The organism is Ensifer sp. Root1252 (genome assembly GCF_001425885.1).
Classification (GTDB): Bacteria; Pseudomonadota; Alphaproteobacteria; order Rhizobiales; family Rhizobiaceae; genus Ensifer; species Ensifer canadensis.
The window spans coordinates 20,915-42,961 of the sequence record NZ_LMDT01000022.1 but is presented as its reverse complement, the minus strand read 5'-3'; the positions used below and the strand labels follow the sequence as shown (position 1 = coordinate 42,961).

The 22,047-nt window shown below is 60.8% G+C and carries 26 protein-coding genes; 11 read left to right on the top strand and 15 right to left on the bottom strand.

Annotation, left to right across the window (positions count from 1 at the left end; translation table 11 throughout):
• Positions 1-31 precede the first annotated feature (31 nt).
• On the top strand, positions 32-1,204 hold the full coding sequence (locus tag ASD02_RS21180) for an MFS transporter (protein WP_057214869.1): 1,173 nt from the start codon (positions 32-34) through the stop codon (positions 1,202-1,204).
• Positions 1,205-1,379: 175 nt separating this feature from the next.
• On the opposite strand, the gene ASD02_RS21175 is transcribed toward ASD02_RS21180, so the two are convergent.
• Complete coding sequence (locus tag ASD02_RS21175) at positions 1,380-2,081, bottom strand: SDR family oxidoreductase (protein ID WP_244494255.1); 702 nt, start codon at positions 2,079-2,081, stop codon at positions 1,380-1,382.
• Here ASD02_RS21175 and ASD02_RS39890 point away from each other — a divergent pair.
• The 8 genes from ASD02_RS39890 to ASD02_RS21140 all read left to right on the top strand — a co-directional run bounded on the left by ASD02_RS39890 (position 2,001) and on the right by ASD02_RS21140 (position 7,578).
• Complete coding sequence (locus ASD02_RS39890) at positions 2,001-2,363, top strand: hypothetical protein (RefSeq protein WP_244494256.1); 363 nt, start codon at positions 2,001-2,003, stop codon at positions 2,361-2,363. The genes ASD02_RS21175 and ASD02_RS39890 overlap by 81 nt on opposite strands.
• 6 nt (positions 2,364-2,369) lie before the next feature.
• Positions 2,370-2,960 (top strand): L,D-transpeptidase, encoded by a 591-nt coding sequence (locus ASD02_RS21170; RefSeq protein WP_025428760.1) that lies wholly within the window; start codon positions 2,370-2,372, stop codon positions 2,958-2,960.
• 122 nt (positions 2,961-3,082) lie between these two features.
• Positions 3,083-3,217: a hypothetical protein gene (locus tag ASD02_RS21165; RefSeq protein WP_025428759.1), complete on the top strand. Its 135-nt coding sequence runs from the start codon at positions 3,083-3,085 to the stop codon at positions 3,215-3,217.
• Positions 3,218-3,334: 117 nt separating this feature from the next.
• Positions 3,335-3,919, top strand: a complete 585-nt coding sequence (locus ASD02_RS21160) for a hypothetical protein (RefSeq protein WP_057214748.1) — start codon at positions 3,335-3,337, stop codon at positions 3,917-3,919.
• A 72-nt stretch (positions 3,920-3,991) separates the two neighbouring features.
• A complete protein-coding gene (locus ASD02_RS21155) occupies positions 3,992-4,579 on the top strand; it encodes a protein-S-isoprenylcysteine O-methyltransferase (RefSeq protein ID WP_057214866.1) in 588 nt (195 codons plus the stop codon).
• Between the two features lie 10 nt (positions 4,580-4,589).
• Entirely contained in the window at positions 4,590-5,375 is a 786-nt protein-coding gene (locus ASD02_RS21150) for a hypothetical protein (RefSeq protein ID WP_057214863.1), read from the top strand.
• Positions 5,372-6,265: an SDR family NAD(P)-dependent oxidoreductase gene (locus tag ASD02_RS21145; RefSeq protein ID WP_057214745.1), complete on the top strand. Its 894-nt coding sequence runs from the start codon at positions 5,372-5,374 to the stop codon at positions 6,263-6,265. Before ASD02_RS21150 ends, ASD02_RS21145 begins: the two co-directional genes overlap by 4 nt.
• Before the next feature lie 326 nt (positions 6,266-6,591).
• On the top strand, positions 6,592-7,578 hold the full coding sequence (locus tag ASD02_RS21140; RefSeq protein ID WP_057221281.1) for a TerC family protein: 987 nt from the start codon (positions 6,592-6,594) through the stop codon (positions 7,576-7,578).
• A gap of 127 nt (positions 7,579-7,705) precedes the next feature.
• Here ASD02_RS21140 and ASD02_RS21135 read toward each other — a convergent pair whose 3' ends face one another.
• Positions 7,706-7,942 carry a DUF6500 family protein gene (locus tag ASD02_RS21135; protein WP_057208094.1) on the bottom strand — a complete coding sequence of 79 codons (237 nt, stop codon included), beginning with the start codon at positions 7,940-7,942 and terminating at the stop codon, positions 7,706-7,708.
• 238 nt (positions 7,943-8,180) lie between these two features.
• On the opposite strand from ASD02_RS21135, the gene ASD02_RS21130 reads away from it, so the two are divergent.
• Together ASD02_RS21130 and ASD02_RS21125 are read left to right on the top strand one after the other, a co-directional pair.
• Positions 8,181-8,576 carry a MarR family winged helix-turn-helix transcriptional regulator gene (locus ASD02_RS21130; protein ID WP_057214739.1) on the top strand — a complete coding sequence of 132 codons (396 nt, stop codon included), beginning with the start codon at positions 8,181-8,183 and terminating at the stop codon, positions 8,574-8,576.
• Between the two features lie 38 nt (positions 8,577-8,614).
• Positions 8,615-9,910, top strand: a complete 1,296-nt coding sequence (locus ASD02_RS21125; protein ID WP_057214736.1) for an MFS transporter — start codon at positions 8,615-8,617, stop codon at positions 9,908-9,910.
• 48 nt (positions 9,911-9,958) lie between these two features.
• Here the strand turns inward: ASD02_RS21125 and ASD02_RS21120 are convergent, their stop codons facing one another.
• The 13 genes from ASD02_RS21120 to ASD02_RS21060 all read right to left on the bottom strand — a co-directional run bounded on the left by ASD02_RS21120 (position 9,959) and on the right by ASD02_RS21060 (position 21,939).
• Positions 9,959-11,272 carry a TRAP transporter large permease gene (locus ASD02_RS21120; protein ID WP_057221280.1) on the bottom strand — a complete coding sequence of 438 codons (1,314 nt, stop codon included), beginning with the start codon at positions 11,270-11,272 and terminating at the stop codon, positions 9,959-9,961.
• Positions 11,269-11,781 (bottom strand): TRAP transporter small permease, encoded by a 513-nt coding sequence (locus ASD02_RS21115; protein WP_057214731.1) that lies wholly within the window; start codon positions 11,779-11,781, stop codon positions 11,269-11,271. The genes ASD02_RS21120 and ASD02_RS21115 overlap by 4 nt, the downstream gene beginning before the upstream one ends.
• A 156-nt stretch (positions 11,782-11,937) precedes the next feature.
• The gene (locus ASD02_RS21110; protein ID WP_057214728.1) at positions 11,938-12,915 is read right to left on the bottom strand and encodes a C4-dicarboxylate TRAP transporter substrate-binding protein; all 978 of its coding nucleotides are present in this window, start codon (positions 12,913-12,915) and stop codon (positions 11,938-11,940) included.
• A 247-nt stretch (positions 12,916-13,162) separates the two neighbouring features.
• Complete coding sequence (locus ASD02_RS21105; RefSeq protein WP_025428747.1) at positions 13,163-14,440, bottom strand: L-fuconate dehydratase; 1,278 nt, start codon at positions 14,438-14,440, stop codon at positions 13,163-13,165.
• 21 nt (positions 14,441-14,461) lie between these two features.
• A complete protein-coding gene (locus ASD02_RS21100) occupies positions 14,462-15,307 on the bottom strand; it encodes a fumarylacetoacetate hydrolase family protein (RefSeq protein ID WP_057221279.1) in 846 nt (281 codons plus the stop codon).
• A 25-nt stretch (positions 15,308-15,332) separates the two neighbouring features.
• Positions 15,333-16,067, bottom strand: coding sequence for an SDR family oxidoreductase (locus ASD02_RS21095; protein WP_057214722.1), 735 nt, complete (start codon positions 16,065-16,067; stop codon positions 15,333-15,335).
• Between the two features lie 10 nt (positions 16,068-16,077).
• Positions 16,078-16,524 carry a MaoC/PaaZ C-terminal domain-containing protein gene (locus tag ASD02_RS21090; RefSeq protein WP_025428744.1) on the bottom strand — a complete coding sequence of 149 codons (447 nt, stop codon included), beginning with the start codon at positions 16,522-16,524 and terminating at the stop codon, positions 16,078-16,080.
• Positions 16,525-16,526: 2 nt separating this feature from the next.
• A complete protein-coding gene (locus tag ASD02_RS21085; RefSeq protein ID WP_057221278.1) occupies positions 16,527-17,606 on the bottom strand; it encodes a Gfo/Idh/MocA family oxidoreductase in 1,080 nt (359 codons plus the stop codon).
• On the bottom strand, positions 17,599-17,949 hold the full coding sequence (locus ASD02_RS21080) for an L-rhamnose mutarotase (protein ID WP_057214714.1): 351 nt from the start codon (positions 17,947-17,949) through the stop codon (positions 17,599-17,601). The genes ASD02_RS21085 and ASD02_RS21080 overlap by 8 nt, the downstream gene beginning before the upstream one ends.
• A 10-nt stretch (positions 17,950-17,959) precedes the next feature.
• On the bottom strand, positions 17,960-19,072 hold the full coding sequence (locus ASD02_RS21075; RefSeq protein WP_025428741.1) for a mandelate racemase/muconate lactonizing enzyme family protein: 1,113 nt from the start codon (positions 19,070-19,072) through the stop codon (positions 17,960-17,962).
• A 1-nt stretch (position 19,073) separates the two neighbouring features.
• On the bottom strand, positions 19,074-20,171 hold the full coding sequence (ugpC, locus tag ASD02_RS21070; protein WP_025428740.1) for a sn-glycerol-3-phosphate ABC transporter ATP-binding protein UgpC: 1,098 nt from the start codon (positions 20,169-20,171) through the stop codon (positions 19,074-19,076).
• Positions 20,172-20,176: 5 nt separating this feature from the next.
• Positions 20,177-21,043 carry a carbohydrate ABC transporter permease gene (locus tag ASD02_RS21065; protein WP_025428739.1) on the bottom strand — a complete coding sequence of 289 codons (867 nt, stop codon included), beginning with the start codon at positions 21,041-21,043 and terminating at the stop codon, positions 20,177-20,179.
• Positions 21,043-21,939, bottom strand: a complete 897-nt coding sequence (locus ASD02_RS21060; protein WP_025428738.1) for a sugar ABC transporter permease — start codon at positions 21,937-21,939, stop codon at positions 21,043-21,045. Before ASD02_RS21060 ends, ASD02_RS21065 begins: the two co-directional genes overlap by 1 nt.
• Between the last annotated feature and the right edge of the window lie 108 nt (positions 21,940-22,047).

Here is a 22,047-nt window from a genome sequence, read left to right as displayed (position 1 = left end):
TGGCAGAATGACATTCTGCAATTATCGCTATATGACGAATACAGATCAACATATTTCCACTAAACCTGTCGAGCGCTCCCGCATCCCTCCGTTTGCCTTCGTGTTAACGACCTGCATCGGCGTCATCGGGTCGAACTCGCTGGCGCTGGGGCCGATTGCGCCAGAAGTTGCACGCAGTCTTGACGTGGGCGCTCCGGCCGTCATGACGGCATCGGCGGTTTTCGGTCTCGGTACGGCGGCGAGCGCCATCTTCCTTGGACGTTTCATTGATCGCTACGGCCCGAGCCGAATGCTTGTGCTCGCATTGCTTCTGCTTGTGATCGGGCTTGGCGCCAGCGCGGCCGCACCGGCGCTCCCCTTCCTTGTGACAGCCCAGCTGCTGGTGGGGATTGCCGCCGGCATCGCGCTGCCGGCTATCTACACGCTGGCAGCCATTGTCGCGCCGGCGGGACGCGAGAGCGAGACCATCGGCCTGGTGTTGACGGGCTGGACGCTGAGCATGGTCGCAGGTGTGCCGTTGTCGGCGGCTATTGCCGATTTCGCCGGCTGGCGCGTGACCTTCCTTGTCGTCGCCGCGGCCGCCCTTATCGTATGTGCTGCGGTGCGGATGGCTGTCGTCCGGGATGCGCCTCAAGCGGCGGCTTCGTCGCCGTTGACGGCGCTCGGCGTTCGTGGGGCCGTGCCGCTTCTTTCCGCCTGCGCCGCTTTCATGGCCGCCTTCTATGGCGTCTATGCCTATATCGGCGATCATCTCCATGCCGCCTTGGAACTGCCCCTCAGCGCCAACGGCTTCATCGCGGCCTTCTATGGAGTCGGTTTTGGAAGTGCCGCCTTCCTCGACCGTCTGATCGATCGCCTCGGTGCCGGAAAATTACTGCCGCTCATTTTTCTCGTTGTCGCCGCAGTCTACGTTGCGATGGCAGCAGCCAGCGGTTCCTACAAAGCCATGCTGGCGGTCGTCTTCTTCTGGGGACTTGCCAACCACCTCGGACTCAATGTGCTCATCATGCGGCTGACGGCGCTCAGCCCCACCCGGCGCGGCGCCATCATGGGACTAAACAGTGGCGTCACCTATCTTGCCCTGTTCGCCGGCACACTTGCCTTTGGCAACCTCTATTCTGCGGCGAGCTTTTTTGCTCTCCCTGTTGCCGCCGGCGGTCTGATGCTTGCGGCAGCGCTTTGCGCGGCTCTTGCACCGCGCTAGAGCATGTCGCGCAAAAGTGCACAGCGGTTTTGCGATGAAGACATGCGCAAAAACAAGAGCTTAGAGCGCAGCAAGCGAATCCGAGAGATCGCGACGCGCTTTAGCGGCCATCGTCGTTCGACCAGTTGGAACGCCGATCAGCGTATAAGCGGGATGGGTTGCCGAGGCGCCTGGTCTAATGCGCGGTGTAGGCGCCATCCACCAGATGGTAGCTACCGGAGATGAAGCTCGCTCGTTCGGACAGGAGAAAACACACAAGAGCTGCAACTTCGTCCGGCGTGCCGCGTCGGCCCATGGGCTGAAGCGCCTCCAAGCGTCGGTTGCTTGTCAACTCGGACTGCTCGGATAGCAGTGGCGTTTCGATCATGCCAGGCCCGACCGCATTGATTCGTACGCCCCTTTTTGCATACTCGATCGCGGCGACCTTCGTCAGGCCGACAACCCCGTGCTTGGCTGCGGTGTATGCCGATGCGGTCGGCAGGCCGACGGAGCCCAGAATCGACGACATGTTGACGATGGATCCACCACCCTGCGCCGCCATGGCGGCGATCTCGTACTTCATGCAATAGAACACGCCGTTGAGATTGACGCTGATCAACCTTTCCCACTCGTCTACCGGGTAATCAGCCGTCGCCCTTCGAATGCCGTCGATTCCGGCATTGTTGACCGCCAGATGCAGCCCCCCGTGTGTCTGGACAACGGTTTCGACCAGCTTCGCCACGTCGCCGGCTTTGGCGACATCGACCTCCACGGGGAAGGCCGTCCCGCCAGAGGAACAGATCTCGTTGGCGACCGCTTGCGCCGCATCGGGATTGATATCCGCTACGACGACTTTCGCCCTTTCTGCGCCAAGCTGGCGGGCAACCGCGGCACCTATCCCAGACCCTGCGCCGGTTACAAGCGCGACTTTGCCGGCGAAGCCAAGCTCCATTCTGTGTATCCTTATTCAAGAGCCCAATCGACCAGGGACGGACGCAAGCTGCAAGCAGTTTCATCAATTGTGGCGTGCTTTGTCAGCCTGCACCTGCGAAACGCGAAGTGCAATGGTCTTTACTCTTCCTGCACTACTAGTTTTCTCCTCGGAAAAGCGAAGAATAGCGACTTGGCCAACGAACGCTTGAGTGTTAAAGACGAAACAGTGCTCACCGATTACTCGTAGGTGGATATGAACAGTAACCGCGTTACCCGGCGGGCGATCCTGCTCGGCAGTTTGGCTTTAACGGCATCTGGATGCACATCAACGGCACAACGATTGGGCGAGCCCATCTTTTCTGCCTTCGGAGGTGGCCCGTCTTCCCGCTATCGGCGTCGAGATGTGGCTTATGACGGAGGTGAGCCCCCTGGGACGATCGTCGTCGACACCACGGAACGCTACCTATACCTGGTTGAAGGCGGTGGTCGGGCCATCCGCTACGGCGTCGCTGTCGGCGAAGATGGACGCACGCTCAAGGGCCCGGCGTCAATCGGGCGCAAGGCCGAATGGCCGTCCTGGACGCCGACCGAAAGCATGATGGAGCGCAAGCCGCATTTACGGCAATATGCCGGAGGCGTCAGCGGTGGGAACCATAATCCACTTGGCGCAGCCGCTCTTTATCTCTATCGCGGCGGGCAGGATACCATGTTCCGGCTGCATGGAACAAACGAGCCCTGGACGATAGGCCAGGCAGTATCGAGCGGATGCGTCCGCTTGACCAATGAGGATATCGTCGATCTGTACAACCGAACTCCCGTTGGGGCCAAGGTTCTGGTCATCTGATCAAGCTTTTATGCTCGCCGACGCAAATTGTGTTCTTTTTGCACTAGGCGAGAGCGAAGAACGCCCTATTAATATAAGCGTTGCCTTTGATTCCCATTCCGCATAGAGGAGAGGACTTCTTGATGAGCAGAAATCTAATCATGATCGTTACCTTGCTTTCCGTCGTCGGCCTGAGCGGCTGCGATACTATCGGTAAAGGCAAGGGTAAAGCCCCGCCGCCGGTCGAGTCGGCCGAACCGGCACCAGTCTATAAGTAATTTGAACTTCTGATGGGTGGGGAGGGCTAGCGCCCTCCCCACGTCATCCCAACCGGCCGTAAAGCTGCAAGGCTCGCCGGGCTGTGCTCATCGGAGTTCAGGAGATATTCCACAGTGATGCCGCATATGATTGGCCGACTAACACTCGTGGCAATGCTCGCGTTTGCGACGGCTGCCTGCGAATCAACTGATAAAAAACCCGAACCGCGTTTTGTCTCGAGTACCAGTGGCGCACCTGCCGTGAGCGCAGGCGTTGCCCGGGAAGCCGGTTACTTTATCGAATTCAGATCCCGATACGCCCTAAGCTACGGCCATACCTATGTGATTTTCGGGCGCACGGATAAGGCGGGTGCGATGATTGATCCCGAAGTCGCGGGTCTTGCACCGGCCGGTACCAGCACAACTCCCTATGTCCTCGGTCACTTTTTGCCCGTACCGGCCGAAACCGGTGCCAGCGACGGTGATCTTGAGGAGGCATACAGGTCAGCAAGCTGGCGCGTCATGCTGACCGAAGCGGAATACAACAAGACCGTTGCCTACATCAGGCAGCTTAAAGCCAAATCGCGCCTCTGGCAGGCGTCGGTTTACAACTGCAATGCGTTCGTCGCAGATATCGCACGTTCCATGGGATATCAGACGCCCAGCATCTGGCTAAGGCCGCAGCAGTTCGTTACAAAACTCCGGCAGATGAACGCGGGCTAAAGGCGATCGGTCCGGCGTTTCGCGCCCAATCGATCGTATATCGCAGAAAGGCTTCGGTGACTTGAAGTGATCATATCGATCGCCGCTCTGGGCAAAATCGTGTGGGTAGTCGGCATCATCGCCTGGTACTTTATTCGTGTGCCGTTCGAACGCCGGGCAAAGCGCGTGCAGGTCGTCAGCACCCGCCGCTCGCCGGTTGACATGTTCGGGCTTGCGTCCGGCCTCCTTGGCCTGGCGATCATCCCAGCTTTCTACGTTGCCACCGGAATGCCGGGTTCCGCCGACTATTCGGCCCGTCCGTGGGCCATCGTGCTAGGCGCAGTCATTTTTTTCTTTGCCCTGTGGGTTTTTCGCCGGACACATAAGGAGCTCGGTCGGAACTGGTCGATCACGTTGGAGATTCGTGACAAGCACGAGCTGATCTCCGGCGGACCGTACGCCTTTGTTCGCCACCCGATGTATACGTCCTTCATGCTGATGGGTCTCGGTCAGGCCTTTCTGCTGTCCAATTGGGTGGCAGGGCTGGCGGGCTTGCTCGGGTTCGCGGTGCTTTTTTTTCTAAGGGTGGACAAGGAAGAGCGTATGATGCTGGAGATTTTCGGGCCGCAGTACCGTGACTACATGCAGCGGACCAAGCGAATCGTCCCGTATCTCTATTAAAGGTGACATGATGCGAGGCCGAGCCATCAAGCTTTCGGTGCCACGGCGCCTTGTCTGCGACCTGATGCGGTTTTCGATCGGGGTGCCGCGCGTTACCGTTCAGCGGCAAATGAACCTCGACCCGCTGCAAAGGGCGAGAATCGCCCAGACCAGCAGGCCGTCTTGGACCGTGCTGTTCTTGAAGGGATACGCGCTTCTTTGTCGGGAGACGCCGGAATTCCGGCGTGCATACGTCAAGCTCCCCCGACCTCAGCTTTATGAATACCCGGAAAGCGTGGCGTCCATTGCGCATGAACGCGAGCATGACGGCGAGCGGGTGGTCCTGCTCAGCAAGATCAAGTCTCCGGAGCGCCTCCCGATCCCTGAACTGGCCGCCCTGATCGATGCGGCGCGGTCGCGCCCGGTGGCGGAGATAAAGGAGTTTCGGCGCGCGCTGAAGATTGCCCGCATGCCGGGCCCATTCCGTTGGCTGCTCATGTGGCTGGGACTCAATCTCGGCGCGCGGCGCGCCCACTACTTCGGCACCTTCCAACTGTCGGTCTATTCGGGCCTCGGGGCGGAATCGCTCAATCCCCTGACCCCCCTCACCACCCTCTTCAATTACGGCCCCATCGCCGCGGACGGCACGGTCACCGTACGCATCCACTACGATCACAGGGTCATGGATGGTGCCAACGTCGCGCGCGCGCTGGAGCGCTTCGAAGCGATCCTGAACGGTGATGTTGCCCAGGAAGTGTTGGGTCTTTCTCAAGACGAAGCCGTTCGCACGCCCTTGCTGTCGCGGAAGACCACATGATGGTACAGGCCGAATTGCGACCGGCGGTCGTGGTCATTGGAGCCTCGCGCGGTATTGGTCGGGCGATCGCCAAAGTTGCCGCGCGAGAAAAAGCACCCGTCGTACTTGTCGCGAGATCCCACGACGATCTGGTCGCAGTGGCGAGCGAGATTGGGGAGGCCGGCGGCGAAGCATTCGTGCTGGACCTCGACCTGTTCTCGGCCGATGCGGCGGCGCGCCTGGGGGATTTCCTCACGGCAAACAACCTTTGCTGCGACGTCCTGGTCAACAGTGCCGGCTACGGTTTGCGGGGGGCGGCAACGACACTCCCCGTCCAGGATCAGTTGGGGATCATCGACCTCAACATCCGCGCGCTTACCGACTTGTCTCTTCATTTCCTGCCGGGGATGGTGGCGCGCGGTCGCGGCGGCGTCCTCAACCTAGGCTCCATTGCCGGCTTCATGCCCGGCCCTAACATGGCGCTTTACTACGCAAGCAAGAGCTACGTGCGCTCCTTTTCCGAGGCCCTTCACCAGGAATTACGCCGTACCGGCGTCACGGTGACATGCGTTGCTCCCGGTCCGGTATCGACCGAATTCCTGCAGCGATCCGGCGCCGATCGCGTGCCGCTTTTCAAGGTCCTGCCGAAGCTTGATGCCGACTATGTCGCCGAGCGCGCTTGGCGCGGGTTCAAGTCGGGGCGGCGTCTCGTCGTGCCGGGAATCTCCGCCAAACTTGCGGCGTTTGCCGCAGCGTGGCTGCCATCCGCAGTTATGTTGCCATTGATCGGCCGATTGCAACGCCGCAGCAATGATCCCTGCCCTTGCGGCTCCGGCATAAAATTCAAGGATTGCTGTGGCACCCGTTCGCGTCGGGATGGCTTGCGGCAAAACACCCCTCTAAACCGCTGATCGGTTTGACACCGTCGAAAAATGCGCCTTCGGATCGCCTCCGGATACGGCAACCAATGTGAGGGGTGCCGTTTGCGAATGCGCTCCATGGCACCTGCGTCAAACGCCTCAAGAATTGGATGTGGTTGATGATGGCAGAGTGACCGGCGATGTCGGAGGATGCCGTCGACGCGTGTATCAAAAAAGCGGTGTCAGACACTTGAAGGCCGGCCGGCGCCCTCCCAACTATCCAGCAACCCGCTGGTCCGGGCCCCTCTGGCGAGAGCTTCCGGCGCTCTTGCGATGTCGGACCTTATCCGACATCTGCGCCGGCGGAGCTCTATTCCGTGGATACTTCCCTTTTGTTTATCGATTGGCTGGGTAAGCCAATCTTGATTTGGCTCAGCTTCATCACGCTGGTCATCGCTATCCTGTCCTTCGACCTGGGCGTGCTGCACAAGGAAAACAAGGAAATCGAGGTCGGCGAGAGCATCAAGCTCTCAGCGCTCTACATCTCGCTTGGCCTCGCTTTCGGCGGCTGGGTCTGGTGGTATCTGGGCGCCGACGCCGGCCTTGCCTACATGACCGGCTTCGTCGTCGAAAAGACGCTCGCGCTCGACAACGTGTTCGTCATCGCCCTCATTTTCTCATTCTTTGCCGTCCCGCGTCTCTACCAGCATCGGGTGCTGTTCTGGGGCATCCTCGGCGTCATCGTCCTGCGCGCCATCATGATCGGCGTCGGTGCGACGCTTGTCGCTGAATTCTCGTGGCTACTCTACATCTTCGCTGCCTTCCTCGTCGTTACCGGCTTGAAGATGCTGTTCATGAAAGAAGCCGAGCCCGACATCTCCAACAACGCGTTGGTGCGCTTCATGCGGAACCGTTTCAATGTAACGGAGACCCATCACGGCGAACATTTCTTCGTCAAGCGGGCAGATCCGAAGAGCGGCAAGCTGATCTGGTTCATCACGCCACTGTTCATGGCCCTCGTGCTTATCGAAGTGGCTGACGTTATCTTCGCCGTCGATTCGGTACCGGCGATCTTCGCCATCACCACCGATCCGTTCCTGGTCTATACGTCCAACATCTTCGCCATTCTCGGCCTGCGGGCGCTCTACTTCGCACTGGCAGCGATGATCCACCGCTTCCGCTATCTGAAGCCGGCTCTGGCCGTGGTTCTGATCTTCATCGGTTCGAAGATCTTCGTTGCCGATCTGCTGGGCCTGGAGAAATTCCCGGCGGCGCTGTCGCTTGGCATCACCTTTGCGATCATCGCAAGCGGCGTGATCTGGAGCCTGGTCAAGACGCGCGGGGAGGCGATACCGGCCGAGTAAGTCTCGGCAAAGCGACCTCCGTCAAGACGAGGCGATACGCCCGGAGGCTGCCCAAGAGGGCAGCCAATCCATTTCAGTGACAATCAGCTAAGCCGCGGGTGCTCGAAAGAACGCCCGCGGTTCGCCTTTATCGGATCGGCGTCTGCTCGCCCAAAGCGGCGACCATCGCGCGGATCTTCACGGCTTTCTCGAAATGGTCGAGCCGATGGGTCCTGATCCACCATTCGGCCGCCTCCATCAAAAGCTCTGGGTCTTCGTTTTTGTTGGCAAAGAAGGCGTAGAACGAGAGGCCGACGCCCGGCCCTTTTTCAGCGATCTTCCGATCGCAAACTTCCAATATCTTCCGTTGCAAGGCGGTTCTCATGATCCGGCTCCAATGCGTTTGCTGATTGTCTCTGGTGAAGGGTTGGCTTCGCCCTGCCCGCTCGAAGGGCTCTTTTCAAGACGAGGTCTTAGCCGCAGCCGGTCGGGCTGCGCAATCCTTGAAAGGGCGGTCACGATTCATCGGGTGATTGTCTGATTGACCGGCCGTTGCCGCACCCTTGGGCGTGCCATCGCACGCAGGGCTTGACGTCAGAATATTGCGTGCATATACACGCAATATGTCCTATTGTTATTGCATCCTCCTGCGCAAAGCCTCGAGACGAGTGACGTCGCTCTATGACGACGCGCTTGCGCCTATTGGCGTCAATCTCGCGCAGTTCAGTCTGCTGCGAAATATCCAGCGGGCCGAGCCCATCTCTCTGACGGATCTCGGCCAGCGCACGGAACTCGACCGTTCGACGGTCAGCCGGAACGTCAAGGTCCTTGAAAAAATGGAGCTGGTCGTAATGGTGAGCGGGCAGGATCAAAGGGAATCTGCTGTCGAATTGTCCGCCAAGGGGCGGCAGGTCCTGCGTGACGGGGCTCCTCTCTGGGACGGCGTTCAGACGGCAATCGAAGCCAAGCTCGGGGATGAAGCGTCGGCCCAACTGACGGCCCTGCTGCAGGCTCTCTAGTCAAATCAACACAATCGATCGATGGAAGGAAATGGCCGATGTTCGGACCGGTGCTTGCGCGGTATCTCGCCAAACGCGACATCCATTATGGCTGGGCTGTCGCGGCCGTTACATTCCTCGTCATGCTGGCGACGGCCGGTGCAATGGGGTCCGCGGGCGTTCTGATCAAGCCACTCGAAACAGAGTTCGGATGGTCGACTGCCGAGATATCGTTTGCGCTCGCCATTCGCCTCGTGCTCTTCGGTCTGCTTGGGCCGTTCGCGGCAGCCTTCATGAACCACTTCGGCGTCAGGAAGGTCGTGTCCGCGGCGCTGGTTCTCATCGTTACCGGCATCATTGCGTCGTTCTTCATGACGCAGTTGTGGCAGATGGTAGCGCTTTGGGGTGTCGTTCTCGGCGTCGGCACGGGCATGACCGCGCTAGTGCTCGGTGCCACCGTCGCCACGCGCTGGTTCGACAAAAGGCGCGGCCTCGTTGTCGGCCTGATGACGGCCAGCAATGCCACCGGGCAGTTGGTGTTCCTGCCCCTCCTCGCCTCTCTCACCGAGGCGATAGGCTGGCGCACCGCCCTCACCGTCGTCATCGCGGTCCTGTCCTTTGCCTTCCTCCTCGTGCTCCTGTTCATGCAGGATCGGCCTGCTGACGTCGGCTTGGCGCCCTATGGCGGCCGGGCGATCGTGCCGGCTCCAGCACAGAAGCATAATCTGCGCACCCTGTTACTTTCGCCATTGAAGGCGCTGCAGGAAGCGTCCCGTTCAAACACGTTCTGGGTGCTGTTTGCGACCTTCTTCGTCTGTGGCTTCAGTACCAATGGCCTGATCCAGATGCATTGGGTGTCGATCTGCGGCGATGTAGGCATCGCTGCCGTCGGTGCGGCCGGTTTCCTGGCGCTGATCGGCGTATTCGACCTCGTCGGTACGGTCTTTTCCGGCTGGCTTTCCGACCGTTATGACAATCGTTGGCTGCTCTTCTGGTTCTACGGCCTTCGCGGCCTGTCGCTGCTGTTCCTTCCCTTCAGCGGCTTCAACCTCTACACGCTGTCGATCTTCGCCATCTTCTATGGCCTCGACTGGGTCGCGACCGTCCCGCCGACCGTGAAGCTTTCGGCGGAACGCTTTGGTGCAGAGCGGGCGGCGCTGGTCTTCGGCTGGGTGTTTACCGGACACCAGCTCGGCGCGGCGAGCGCCGCATTCCTCGCCGGCGCGAGCAGGACGTCGCTCGAGACCTATACGCCAGCGCTTATTGCCGCCGGCTTGCTGTGCATCGTCGCCGCACTGCTGGTCCTGACCATCGGTCAGCGCGCACCGGCAAACCTGGTGCCGCAGGCGGGGTAAACGGCAAGCGTTTGCCGGTCGCGGTTCTCCACCGCGACCGGCGCTGACCTATTGAACAGCCGCGGTCCCGTAGACGAGGTTCGGCAGCCAGAGCGAAAGCTGCGGGAACATGCTGAGCATCAGCAACAGCACCATCATCATCGCGAGATAGGGCAGCACTTCGCGTGCATAGGCCATCATCGGAACCTTCAGCACCATCGACGAGATGTACATCAGCCCACCGACCGGCGGCGTAATGCCGGCAATGGTCAGGTTGGTGATAAAGACGACCCCGAAATGCACGCGATCGATACCGACGCCGTCGATGATCGGGATCAGCATCGGCGTGAGTATGATCAGCGCTGCCGACCCTTCGATCGCCGTGCCGATGACGATCAACAGCACGTTGATCAGCAACAACATCAACAGCGGGTTGTCGGTTGCTGCACCCAGCCAGCCGGACATCGCCTGCGGCACCTGTTCCCAGGCGAGATAGAAGCCGAAGGCGGCGGCCGCGCAGATCATGATCATGACGACAGCTGAGTCGCGCACCGACTCGGCGAGCACTTCCGGGATCTGGCGGATGGTGAACTCGCGGTAGCCGAAGACGGCAACGAACAGCACGTAGACGACGACGACCGCACCGGCTTCGGTGGTGGTGAACAGCCCATAGCGAGTTCCGGCGAAGATGACGATGGGTATCGACAGCGCCCAGAGACCGTCGATCAGCGCCTTCATCGCTTCGGCGCGGGTCGCCCGCTCCTTGCGCAGCGGCTTGTAGCCACGCTTCTTGGCAATGAAGTAGGTGGTGATCATCAGGCCGCCGGCAAGCACAAGGCCGGGCACGACGCCAGCCGCAAACAGCCGGCCGATCGAGGTTTCGGCAAGGAAGCCATAGACGATAAGACCGATCGACGGCGGGATCAGGCTGGTGATGATGGCGGCCGACGACGTGATGACGGCGGCGAAGGCGCGGCTATATCCCCTCTCCGACATTTCGACGCCCAGCGTCTTGGCAAGCATCGCCGCATCGGCGTTGGCGGATGCAGTCAGGCCGCCAAGCAGCGTGCCGAGAACCGTGCACATCTGGGCAAGCGCGCCGGTCATATGGCCGACGAGGACGTCAGCAAGGTTGAGCAGCCGGCGGGTGATGCCCGAGGCGTTCATGATGCAGCCGGCGAGTACGAACAGCGGCAGCGCCAGCAGCGACACGGACTGGCTACCTTCGGCCATTTCCTGGGCGAAATTGGCAAGCGGGATCATGTCCATGTTGATGAGGAAGAACGCCAACGCTCCAATCGCCATCGCCCAGGTGATCGGGGTGGACAAAAGGAAGAGCACGACGACCAATAGCGACGGACCGGCAAGATGAAAGAAGGTCATATCAGCGATTCCACATTGCGATGCACCCGCGCAGTCCACGGTCTTTCGACGATCAGGTGCTGAACGAACATGCCGGCGGACGCGAGGGCGAGCGGGCCATAGGAGAGGCTGCGCGACAGGTCGAGCGCGATGGTGTGGACCTGGCGCGACGTCCATGCCTGCCAGGCAAACAGCACCGTCATCACCAGGAAGAAGACGGCGAGCAACAGGTAATTGAACCAGGCAATCGCCTTCTGCCAGCTCGCGGGGAAGGCCGTGACCAGCACATCGATCGCCGCATGCGTCCCCAACCGAACACCGGCAACGGCGCCGAAAAACACCAGATAGGCAAAGGCCATGATCGCCAGTTCGTAGGTCCAGGCGGCCGGCTGCGGGAAGATATAGCGACTGACGACACCCCAGAGGATCGAAAAGACGATGACGATGAGCGCGACAACGCCGATCGCCTCGTCGGCGCGGCGAAAACTGAGAAGAGGTATTGTCTCTTCTTGAAGGTGTGAGGTTTCCATAGCGGCCTCGGTCATTTGAAGAGAAGGATATGGGTGGCGTGTTGCGCCACCCATTTTCAGTTCGGCTGTGCCAATCTCACATTCCCTGCGAGAAAATCTGCCGATCTGGCGTCGACCGTCGAGCCGACGCCGGGTTGGCGGCGGGAGCGTGTCCGCCTACTCGGCCATCGCCTTCTGAACGCGATCGTAGATGCCCGGGGTAATGTTCGGCACCTTGTCGTAGGCGACGCGCGATGCCTCGACGAAAGCCGGAACGTCGACGTCTGTAACGATCTCGACACCGGAGTCGGCAAGCTGCTTGGCATAGGCGTCGTCGGTTTCGAGCGTCATCTCAGTCAGTTCCTTGGCGATCGTCTGCCCCTCCTCCAGAAGGATATTCTGCAGATCTTCCGGCAGGCTGTTGAAGAACTGGCTGGATGCGACCCAGGCGGTGAACATGATCTGGTGGCCGGTCTTGGAGACGACCTTGCGGGTCTCGTTCAGCTTCGCACCGGCGATCGAACCGAATGGCCCTTCAGCGGCATCGACGACGCCGGTCTGCAGCGCGTTGTAGACATCGCCCCAGGGAAGTTCCGTCGGGCGTGCGCCGTAGCTGCCGAAGGTCGCCATCATGATCGGCGAGGACGGCACGCGGATCGTCACGCCGGCAAGATCGGCCGGGGTGCGGACGGGCTTGTTGGAGATGATGTGGCGGTAGCCGAAGAGGCCGTTGGGCATGATGATCTTGATGCCCTGCGCCTCGAGCTTGCCCGACAGTTCCTTGTAGAGGTCCGATGCAAACAGCCGGTCCGTGGCCTCAAGACTCGGATAGACGTAGGGGCCGGCCAGGATCGACATATCGGGCACGAACTGACCGAGCTGGCCGTAGTCGGTGGCGCTGAGCAGGCTGGCGCCGCTCATCACCATCTCATTGACCTTCTTCTGCGCGCCGAGCTGGTCGCCGGTCATCACGGTAATCGCGATTCGGCCGTCAGAACGCTTCTCGACGCGCTCGGAGAAGGTCTTCATCGCCTTGACGATCGGCTCGTTGGGATTCACCTGCGAGGTCGAAAAACGCAGGCTGTATTCCTGCGCATTGGCGCTACCGCAATAGGACAGAGCGGCGATGGCAGCCGCGAGCACGAACTTCTTCATTGGATCCTCCTGTTCCGGACTCCCCTCCGGAATTCATTCATAAGCGAATGAATAAGTTATTTACGAATGAGTCACAAGCGTCAAGTGGAATGTCTCGGTGCCGCGGCTGTTCGAAGGCGAGAGCCCCATTCCGCGTCCCGTTGGCGGAAAAAGCAAAAGCCGCCGCAGAGATCCTGCAGCGGCTTCAAGCAACGCGTTTGAATTCACAACTTATATATGAATACCCTCTCAGGGATAATCGGCGCTACTAGCCCTTGAACGTGTAATCCTTGATGGACTGCGGCTTCATCTCGATCGAAAAGCCTGGACGTTCCGGCGGCATGTAGGCGGCGTTGTGGATGATGCACGGCTCGAGGAAGTGCTCGTGCAAATGGTCGACATACTCGATCACCCGGCCATCCTTCGTCCCCGACACGGCGATGTAGTCGATCATCGACAGATGCTGGACGTATTCGCAGAGCCCTACCCCGCCGGCATGCGGCCAGACCGGAAGCTCATACTTCGCCGCCACCAGCAGAACCGCCAGCACTTCGTTCAGGCCGCCCATGCGGCAGGAATCGATCTGCACCACGTCGATCGCGCCTTCGGCGATGAACTGCTTGAACATGATCCGGTTCTGGCACATCTCTCCGGTCGCAACTTTCACCGGACCGATCGCCTCGCGGATCTTGCGGTGGCCTGCGACATCATCGGGACTTGTCGGTTCCTCAATGAAGAACGGCTTGGCAAAGGCCAGTTGCTTGACCCAGTCGATGGCTTCACCGACCTCCCAGACCTGGTTGGCATCGATCATCAGGTAGCGATCCGGGCCGATGACTTCGCGGGCAATGGTCAAACGCCTGATGTCGTCGGCGAGATCACGCCCGACCTTCATCTTGACGTGATTGAAGCCCTGGTCGATTGCCTCCTGCGCCAGCCGGCGAAGCTTGTCGTCGTCATAGCCGAGCCAACCGGCAGACGTCGTATAGCAGGCGTAACCTTCGCTCTTCAGCGTCGCGATACGCTCCGCCTTGCCGGCTTCGGCACGCTTCAGGATCGCCACGGCTTCGTCGCGGGTCAGCACATCGGTCATGTAACGGTAGTCGACGATGTCGGCGATCTCCTCCGGCGACATGTCGGCGACGAGTTGCCAGACCGGCTTGCCGGCTTCCTTGGCGAGCAGATCCCAGATCGCGTTGACGATGGCACCGGTGGCCAGATGAATGGCCCCCTTCTCCGGGCCGATCCAGCGCAGCTGGCTGTCGCTGGTCAGATGTCGCCAAAAGCGGCCTGGATTGGCGAGTATCTCCGCCGTATCGCTGCCGACGACGAGATGCTGCATGGCTTTGATCGCCATGCAGCAGATGTCGTTGCCCCGCCCGATCGTGAACGTCAGGCCATGGCCCGCCAATCCGGGGCTATCGGTGTCGAGGATGACATAGGCCGCGGAATAGTCAGGGTCCGGGTTCATGGCATCGGAACCGTCGAGGCTCTGCGATGTGGGAAAGCGCAGATCGAAGACGCGCAGATCGGTGATGCGGGTCATGTTTGCTCCAATGAGAATAGATCAGTCGTCCGCGCGTACGGACTGCTTCTGGGTGCCGAGACCTTCGATGCCGAGTTCGACGACATCGCCGGCCTTGAGGTAACGCGGCGGCTTCATGCCCATGCCGACACCCGGCGGCGTACCGGTCGAAATGATGTCGCCCGGCTGCAGCGACATGAACTGCGACAGGTAGGAGACGAGATATGCGACACCATAGACCATGGTCTTGGATGAGCCGTTCTGCATCGTCTCGCCGTTGACCTTGAGCCACATCGGCAGGTTCTGCGGATCCGGGATTTCCTCCTTCGTCACCAGCCATGGGCCGGTCGGGCCGAAGGTGTCGCAGGACTTGCCCTTGGTCCACTGTCCCTGGCGCTCGATCTGGAACGCGCGCTCAGACACGTCGTGGACCGTGCAATAGCCGGCGACATAGTCGAGGGCTTCGGCTTCGCTGACATACTTCGCCTTGCGGCCGATGACGACGCCGAGTTCGACTTCCCAGTCGGTCTTCTCGGAGCCGCGCGGAATGACGAGGTCATCGTTCGGACCGACGATGGCCGACGTTGCCTTCATGAAAATGATCGGCTCGGAGGGAACGGTCGCACCCGTTTCGGCTGCATGGTCGGAATAGTTGAGGCCGATGCAGACGAATTTGCCGGTGCCCGCGACGCAAGGGCCGAGGCGGGGGCTGCCGGCTACGGCCGGAAGGCCGGCAAGATCGAGCTTGGCCAGCGCTGCAAGCGCGTCGGGGTCAAGCGCTGCACCGGAGAAGTCGGCGACATGGCTGGAAAGATCGCGAAGCGTGCCGTTCGAGTCGATGATTCCAGGCTTTTCCTGTCCCGGTTCGCCATAACGAAGAAGTTTCATGGTGTCATATCCCTGATTTGAGTGCTCAGATGGTCCAGCCGCCATCGATGGCATAGGCCTGCCCGGAGGTATAGGTCGCGCTGGCGAGGTAAAGGGCGAGATCGGCGATCTCTTCCGGCGTGCCGATCCGGCCCATCGGCTGACGGGCGATGAAGGCGGCCCGCGCCGCGTCGTAATCGCCCTGTGCCCGCATGCGATCCTGCAGCGATGGGCTTTCGACCGTACCAGGGCAGATGGCATTGCAGCGGATGCCGTCGGCGACATAGTCGGCGGCAACGGATTTGGTCAGGCCGATGACGGCCGCCTTGGTCACGCCATAGGCAAAGCGGTTCGGCACGCCCTTGATGCTGGACGCAACCGAAGCCATGTTGATGATCGAGCCGTCCTTGCGCGAAAGCATGCCCGGCAACACGGCCCGGATGGTGCGGATCATCGCCTTGACGTTGAGGTCGAAGGCGAATTCAAGGTCGGCATCCTTCATGTCGAGGATCGAGCCGGCATGCACGAAACCGGCGCAATTGAAGAGCACGTCGACCTGACCGATCTTGGCAACCAGCGCCTCGACAGCGCCTGGGTCGAGAACGTCGAGCCGATGGGTTTCAACAGAGGCTTCTGCGGCCAGCGCTGCGAGTGCCTCGGTGTTGATGTCGGTGGCATGCACCTTGGCGCCGGCCTTGGCAAAGGCAAGCGCGGTGGCGCGGCCGATGCCCTGGGCTGCGGCGGTGATAAGGACGACCTTACCCGAAAGACCCGTTGTCATTGTTGACCCCTCATGCTTTGCGTTCGACGACCAGGATATGATCGGCGGCGAGGACGACCTCGCCACGCTGGTTGATAACTTCGCACCGTTCGACGACACGTCCCGCCTTCGGCCGCTTCGGATCGTCCTCCTTGGCGGAGATCGTCACGCGGGTGCGGATGGTGTCGCCGATATGAACCGGACGCACGAACCGTAACCGATCATAGCCATAAGAAAAGGCGACGGGATTGATCAGCGACGCCGTCAGGCCGACGCCGATGGAAAAGATCATGGTGCCATGGGCGATCCGCTGGCCGCCGGGCAAGGTTTTGGCGAATTCCGCGTCCATGTGGTGCGGGAAGAAGTCGCCCGTATGCCCGGCATGGACCACGAAGTCGGTCTCGGTGATCGTACGGCCTGTGCTCAACCTGACATGGCCGAGTTCATAGTCTTCGAAATGGATTGTCTGTTCCAACATCGTCAACGTCCGGGAAGTGGCGCGATCGCGGTTGCAGGCCGCGCGCTGGATTGGTAGGCGGCCTCGACCAGCGCCATCGTCTGCCAGGCGTCGTCGACTGCGCCGATCAGCTGCTCGTCCTCGCCACTAACGAAGCGTTGCAGGTTGGCCATGCGATTGGCAAAAGCGTCTGGGAACCAGGCGCCGTTGAGCGGCACCTCCATCCATTCCGTGCCACCGGCTGGCCGGATCCACAGTTCGTCGGGCTCGCCGCGCGGATAGTCGAGATTGACGCCCAGCTTGACGTATGCCGCCCCCTCGGTTCCCGAGATACGGAACTCGCAGGCCTGGAACTTGCGGCCGAAATCATGGTCGTGATTGACCGAAAGCACGCAGCGCACCTGGTCGCCGTAGTCGAGAATGGCGGCCGTGCGGGTCTGCGCCACCTCATGATTGGGATGGCCGATCGTCTTGGCGTGCACACCGTCGGGATTGCCGAGCAGTCCGCGGATCAGGTCGAGATAATGGATCGAGTGCATGGCGATCTCGATCCGCGGCAAACCTTTGAGGAACGGCCAGAGACCCCAGGGCGTGGCAAGTGCAAGCCACGCATCGAAGTCGACGATCTGGCCGAGATAGCCTTTTTTGATCGCGTCGCGCAGCGCCAGCATCATCGGGGCAAAGCGAAGCTGGAAATTGACTGCCGCCTGCAATTGCCGGTCACGGCAGATGTTGAGGATCTCCGTGGCTGCTGCCAGATCTGCGCCCATCGGCTTCTGGATCAGGGCGCCCGATCCTACTGGCAGTTTCGACAGGATTGCAGCATGCGCTGCCGGCGGCGTCGCCAGATCGAAGATCGCATCTGGGATTGCCAGCGCCTCGGTCTCGGTCGCAAACGCTCGGATGCCCCATTCGGCAGCAAGCGACGCCGCCTTCTTGACATCGGGATCGAAGATGCCGGCGACGGGAAGGCCTGCCTTGCGATAGGCCGGAAGATGCGCATCACCGACAATGCTGCCGGCGCCGAAGATGACGATCGGGCGCGGTTTTTCGGGCGAAGGCCAAGATTGCTGCAGCGACGTGGGATCGAACTGGTCAGTCACGATGCAAGACCTTTCCGTCGTGGTGGAAGACTTCCTCCATCATCGCCCACCACTCGCCATCCCCGCGCGTTTCGAGCGGCTTCTGGCATGGCATGCACACCGACCACCATTCCTGGTTCTTCGGGTGCGCGGCCATTTTTGTCATGTCGGCTGCGAAATCCTCGCCGACATATTCCCAGTAGCCGAACAGCAGGTTTTCCGGCTCCTTGAGGAAGATGGAGTAATTCGTGACGTTGCATTCGGAGATCAGCGTGAGGATCTCCGGCCAGACGGCAGCGTGCAGCGTCTTGTATTCGGCGATCTTGTCGGGCTGAAGACCGATCACCATTCCCATTCGTTGCATGGCGGCCTCCCTACTTCACGAATTCCCGGGTGAACTCGTTGATCGAGCGCGCTTTCACGGCATCCCAGTCCCAGGCAATGCCGATGCCGGCTTCAGACGGCGCGATGGCGCGTCCGTTACGGATCTCCATGCCCTTGGTCGTCAGTTCATCGAGTTGCGGAATATATTCGACATATTTGCCGTTCGGCACGGCGCAGACAAGGCTGACATGCAGTTCCATCAGGAAATGCGGGCAGACCGGAATATCGAAAGCCTCAGCAGCGTGCGCGACCTTCAACCAAGGCGTGATGCCGCCGATGCGGGCGACGTCGACCTGGACGATCGAGCAGGCCCCCTTCTGCATGTACTCACGGAAATGCCGGATCGAATACATGGATTCGCCGACGGCGATCGGGGTCGGGGTCGAGCGTGTCAGGCGGATGTGGCCGTCGAGATCGTCGGCCGGCAGCGGCTCCTCGATCCAGGCGAGATCCAGCTCCTTCAGCCGAGCGGCCCGGCGGATCGCCTCGTCAACGGTAAAACCCTGGTTACAGTCGGTCATGATCTCGAAGCCATCGCCGAGCGCTTTGCGCATCGCCGAGAGGCGATCATAGTCCTCGGAGCCGTGCGGCTTGCCGATCTTGACCTTGGAGCCGGAAAAACCCTTGGCCTTGGCCTGAAGCGCATCCTCGACGAGGGCTTCCTTTTCGATATGCAGCCAACCGCCTTCGGTGGTGTAGAGCGGGCAACTGTCCTTGGCGCCACCGGCGAGCTTCCAGAGCGGCAGCTTCTGTTTCCGTGCGCGCAGGTCCCAAAGGGCGGTGTCGACGGCAGCGAGTGCCAGCGCCGTTATCGGGCCGATCGTCGTCGCATGGGTGGCAAATTCCATCTTGTGCCAGATGGCTTCGATGCAATCGGCGTCCTCGCCGATCAGGATCGGAACGAGGTGGTCGGACAGCAGGCGCATGACGGAGGATCCGCCCGTGCCGATCGTGTAGCTGTAGCCCGTCCCGGTCGCGCCGTCGGAATCGGTGATCGTGACGATCGGCGTTTCCTGGCTGACGAAGCTCTGGATCGCGTCGGTCCGCTTCACCTTCGGCTGCAGATCGACCATACGCAGTTCAATTTTCTCGATCCTTGCCATGTCAGCCTTCCAGAGCCTTTCCTGTCTCGATGTCGAAGAGATGGGCGCGAGAGAGATCGAAGCTCATGCGCACGCTTTCGCCTGAGCGAAGCGGACGCGGATTGAGCATGCGCGAAACCCAGTCGCGGCCATTGAATTGGATGAACACCAGCGTCTCGTTGCCGAGCGGCTCCGTGATGGTGACGGGCAGCTCAACCTCGTGCACGGCAGCGGCATCGCCGGCATGGAGGCCGTGGCCCGTGGGGTAGATATCATCGGGGCGCAGGCCGAATGTGACCTTCTGGCCGGCGCGGAGCGCGCCGACAAACCGCGGCGGGATGGGCAGACGGACGCCGGTCGCAAACACCAACTGGCCATGGTCGACCACGGCCTCGTCCATGTTCATCGGCGGCGAGCCGATGAAGCCGGCAACAAACTTCGTCGCGGGCTTCTGGAACACTTCCTCCGGCGTCCCGACCTGCTCGATATGGCCATCGCGCATGATGACGATACGATCGGAAAGCGTCATCGCCTCGACCTGGTCATGCGTCACATAGATCATCGTCGCCTGCATGCGGGCATGCAGCTTCTTGATTTCGGTGCGCACCTGGGTGCGCAGCTTGGCGTCGAGGTTGGACAGCGGCTCGTCGAACAGGAAGACGTCGGGCTGGCGCACGATCGCGCGGCCCATCGCCACGCGCTGGCGCTGACCGCCGGAAAGTTGCGACGGGCGACGCTCCAGCAGATGGCCGAGATCGAGAATGGTCGCAGCCTCATCGACGCGCGCCTTGATGTCGTCAGTGGAGCGGCCGGCGATCTTCAGCGAGAAACCCATGTTCTCGGCGACCGTCATATGCGGATAGAGCGCGTAGGACTGGAAGACCATCGAGATGTTGCGGGCGCGCGGCGGCAGGTCGTTGACCTTGCGGCCACCGATCTCGATGGCTCCGCCGCTGACATCTTCGAGGCCGGCGATCATGCGCAGCGTCGTCGATTTGCCGCAACCGGACGGGCCGACCAGGGCGATGAACTCGCGGTCCTTCACCTCGAGATCGATGCCGTGAACGACTTCGAGCGCGCCATAGCGTTTGACCAGTTTCCTGAGGGTGACAGGAGCCATGAATGTTATCCTTTCACCGCGCCGAAGGTGAGGCCCGAAACGAGGTGCTTTTGAATGATGAAGGTGAGCGTGAGCGCCGGGACGATCATGACCACGGCGAGCGCGCACATACCGCGCCAGTCGATCGTGAACTCAGCGGTGTAGTCGAGCAGGCCGACGGGCAGAGTTTTCGAGTTGACCGAGCGGGTAATCTGCGAGGCCAGAGCATATTCGTTCCAGGACGTGAGGAAGGCGAAGATGCCCGCGGAGGCAATGCCGGGGCCAGCAAGCGGAAACTCCACCTGCCAGAATGCCTGCCAGGGTGTGCAGCCGTCGATCTGGGCTGCTTCCGCCAGATCCTTCGGTACCTGACGGAAGAAGCCGTCGATCAGCCAGATAGTGAAGGGCACGTTCAGCGCGACATAGGTCAGGATCAGCGAGAAATGCGTGTCGATGATGCCGGTGCGGGCATAGATCATGAAGAGCGGGAGCGACAACGCGATGCCGGGAACAGCACGCGTCAGCATGAAGCCGAGGAAGATTGCCGACTTCGCCTTGAAGCGGTAGCGGGCAAAGGCATAACCGCCGGCCATGCCAATCGCGAGAGCGATCACCGTCGAGGTGACGGAGATGATCAGCGAGTTGCGGAAATAGTCCCAGACGGGAACCCCACCCTGCCCGGCGCCGGCGAACATCGCGCGGTAGGCATCAAGCGAGATGCTTTCGGGGATCCAGACTGGCGGCTTGGCCATGATCTCGACGGTCGGGCGCAGCGACGACAGCACGATCCAGAGGCCCGGCAGGCAGATTACGGCCATTGCGAGAAACAGCCCGATCAGATGCGCCGTCTTCAGGAGGCGCCGGCGCAGGCGATGTGACGAATTGATATCCATTACCACTCGGCTCCGATCTGCTGGCGCGCGGCGGCGAGCTTGCGGAAGAAATAGACGGTGAAGACGATCGACAGAAGGATGGCGACATAGGCCATGGCGTTGGCCATCCCCATGCGGGCGTCGGCATAGGCCGTGCGGCCGATCAGGGTCCACAGCAGTTCGGTTCGTTTGGCCGGCCCGCCATCGGTCATGATTTTCACGATGTCATAGGCGCGGGCAACATCGAGCGAACGGATCGTCATGGCGATGAAGGCAAACGGCATGAGATAGGGCCAGGTGACGTAGCGGAATGTCTGCCATGGCGTGCAGCCATCGACATGCGCCGCCTCGACCGGGTCCTTCGGCATCGCCAGAAGACCGGCAAGAATGAGGATCGCGAAGACTGCGGTCGACGACCAGACCTCGGCGATGATGATCGAGATCAGCGCCAGGTTGCCGTCGATCAGCCAGGGGATGGCGCGGTCCGTCAGCCCGAGCGATTGCAGCGCATTGTTCACGAAACCGATGTTGTCGTTGAACATGAATTTGAACTGGAAGCCGACGAGCACCGGTGAAAACATCATCGGGAACATCATGATCGTCCGCAGCAGCCGCTGGCCGTGGGTGGCCTTGTTGACAAGGAGCGCGAGGCCGAGGCCAAGCAGCATCTCCGTGTTCAGTGCGACGGTGAGCAGAAGGACGGTGCGGCCGAAAGCGACCCAGAAATCCCAGTTGCTCAGCACCGTGATGTAGTTGCGCAGACCGACGAAGATCCAGAGCGATTCAGGCTTGGTCAGCCGGAACGGCGTGAAGCTCGAATAGAAGGAGAAGAGCAACGGCACCACGATGACCGCTGCCAGCACGACAAAGGCCGGTAGCAGCAGAAGGACCGGTGCGGACAGTTTCTTGAGCTTCATCAGGCATTCCTGAGGGTGACATCACAGTGCCGCGCGTCAGATATGACGCGAAAAAGACGCTGCAAGGCATTAAACTTGCTGCATAATCCTTCCTGACCATTTCCGATC

Coding starts and splice junctions, on each gene's coding strand:
- ASD02_RS21065 (WP_025428739.1), bottom strand. CDS start 21,043: ATGGATATCAATTCGTCACATCGCCTGCGCCGGCGCCTCCTGAAGACG.
- ASD02_RS21180 (WP_057214869.1), top strand. CDS start 32: ATGACGAATACAGATCAACATATTTCCACTAAACCTGTCGAGCGCTCC.
- ASD02_RS21170 (WP_025428760.1), top strand. CDS start 2,370: ATGAACAGTAACCGCGTTACCCGGCGGGCGATCCTGCTCGGCAGTTTG.
- ASD02_RS21090 (WP_025428744.1), bottom strand. CDS start 16,524: ATGTTGGAACAGACAATCCATTTCGAAGACTATGAACTCGGCCATGTC.
- ASD02_RS21160 (WP_057214748.1), top strand. CDS start 3,335: ATGCCGCATATGATTGGCCGACTAACACTCGTGGCAATGCTCGCGTTT.
- ASD02_RS21120 (WP_057221280.1), bottom strand. CDS start 11,272: ATGACCTTCTTTCATCTTGCCGGTCCGTCGCTATTGGTCGTCGTGCTC.
- ASD02_RS21095 (WP_057214722.1), bottom strand. CDS start 16,067: ATGACAACGGGTCTTTCGGGTAAGGTCGTCCTTATCACCGCCGCAGCC.
- ASD02_RS21060 (WP_025428738.1), bottom strand. CDS start 21,939: ATGAAGCTCAAGAAACTGTCCGCACCGGTCCTTCTGCTGCTACCGGCC.
- ASD02_RS21075 (WP_025428741.1), bottom strand. CDS start 19,072: ATGGCAAGGATCGAGAAAATTGAACTGCGTATGGTCGATCTGCAGCCG.
- ASD02_RS21115 (WP_057214731.1), bottom strand. CDS start 11,781: ATGGAAACCTCACACCTTCAAGAAGAGACAATACCTCTTCTCAGTTTT.
- ASD02_RS21145 (WP_057214745.1), top strand. CDS start 5,372: ATGATGGTACAGGCCGAATTGCGACCGGCGGTCGTGGTCATTGGAGCC.
- ASD02_RS21100 (WP_057221279.1), bottom strand. CDS start 15,307: ATGAAACTTCTTCGTTATGGCGAACCGGGACAGGAAAAGCCTGGAATC.
- ASD02_RS21105 (WP_025428747.1), bottom strand. CDS start 14,440: ATGACCCGCATCACCGATCTGCGCGTCTTCGATCTGCGCTTTCCCACA.
- ASD02_RS21110 (WP_057214728.1), bottom strand. CDS start 12,915: ATGAAGAAGTTCGTGCTCGCGGCTGCCATCGCCGCTCTGTCCTATTGC.
- ASD02_RS21165 (WP_025428759.1), top strand. CDS start 3,083: ATGAGCAGAAATCTAATCATGATCGTTACCTTGCTTTCCGTCGTCGGC.
- ugpC (WP_025428740.1), bottom strand. CDS start 20,171: ATGGCTCCTGTCACCCTCAGGAAACTGGTCAAACGCTATGGCGCGCTC.
- ASD02_RS21080 (WP_057214714.1), bottom strand. CDS start 17,949: ATGCAACGAATGGGAATGGTGATCGGTCTTCAGCCCGACAAGATCGCC.
- ASD02_RS21130 (WP_057214739.1), top strand. CDS start 8,181: ATGTCCTATTGTTATTGCATCCTCCTGCGCAAAGCCTCGAGACGAGTG.
- ASD02_RS21150 (WP_057214863.1), top strand. CDS start 4,590: ATGCGAGGCCGAGCCATCAAGCTTTCGGTGCCACGGCGCCTTGTCTGC.
- ASD02_RS21135 (WP_057208094.1), bottom strand. CDS start 7,942: ATGAGAACCGCCTTGCAACGGAAGATATTGGAAGTTTGCGATCGGAAG.
- ASD02_RS21125 (WP_057214736.1), top strand. CDS start 8,615: ATGTTCGGACCGGTGCTTGCGCGGTATCTCGCCAAACGCGACATCCAT.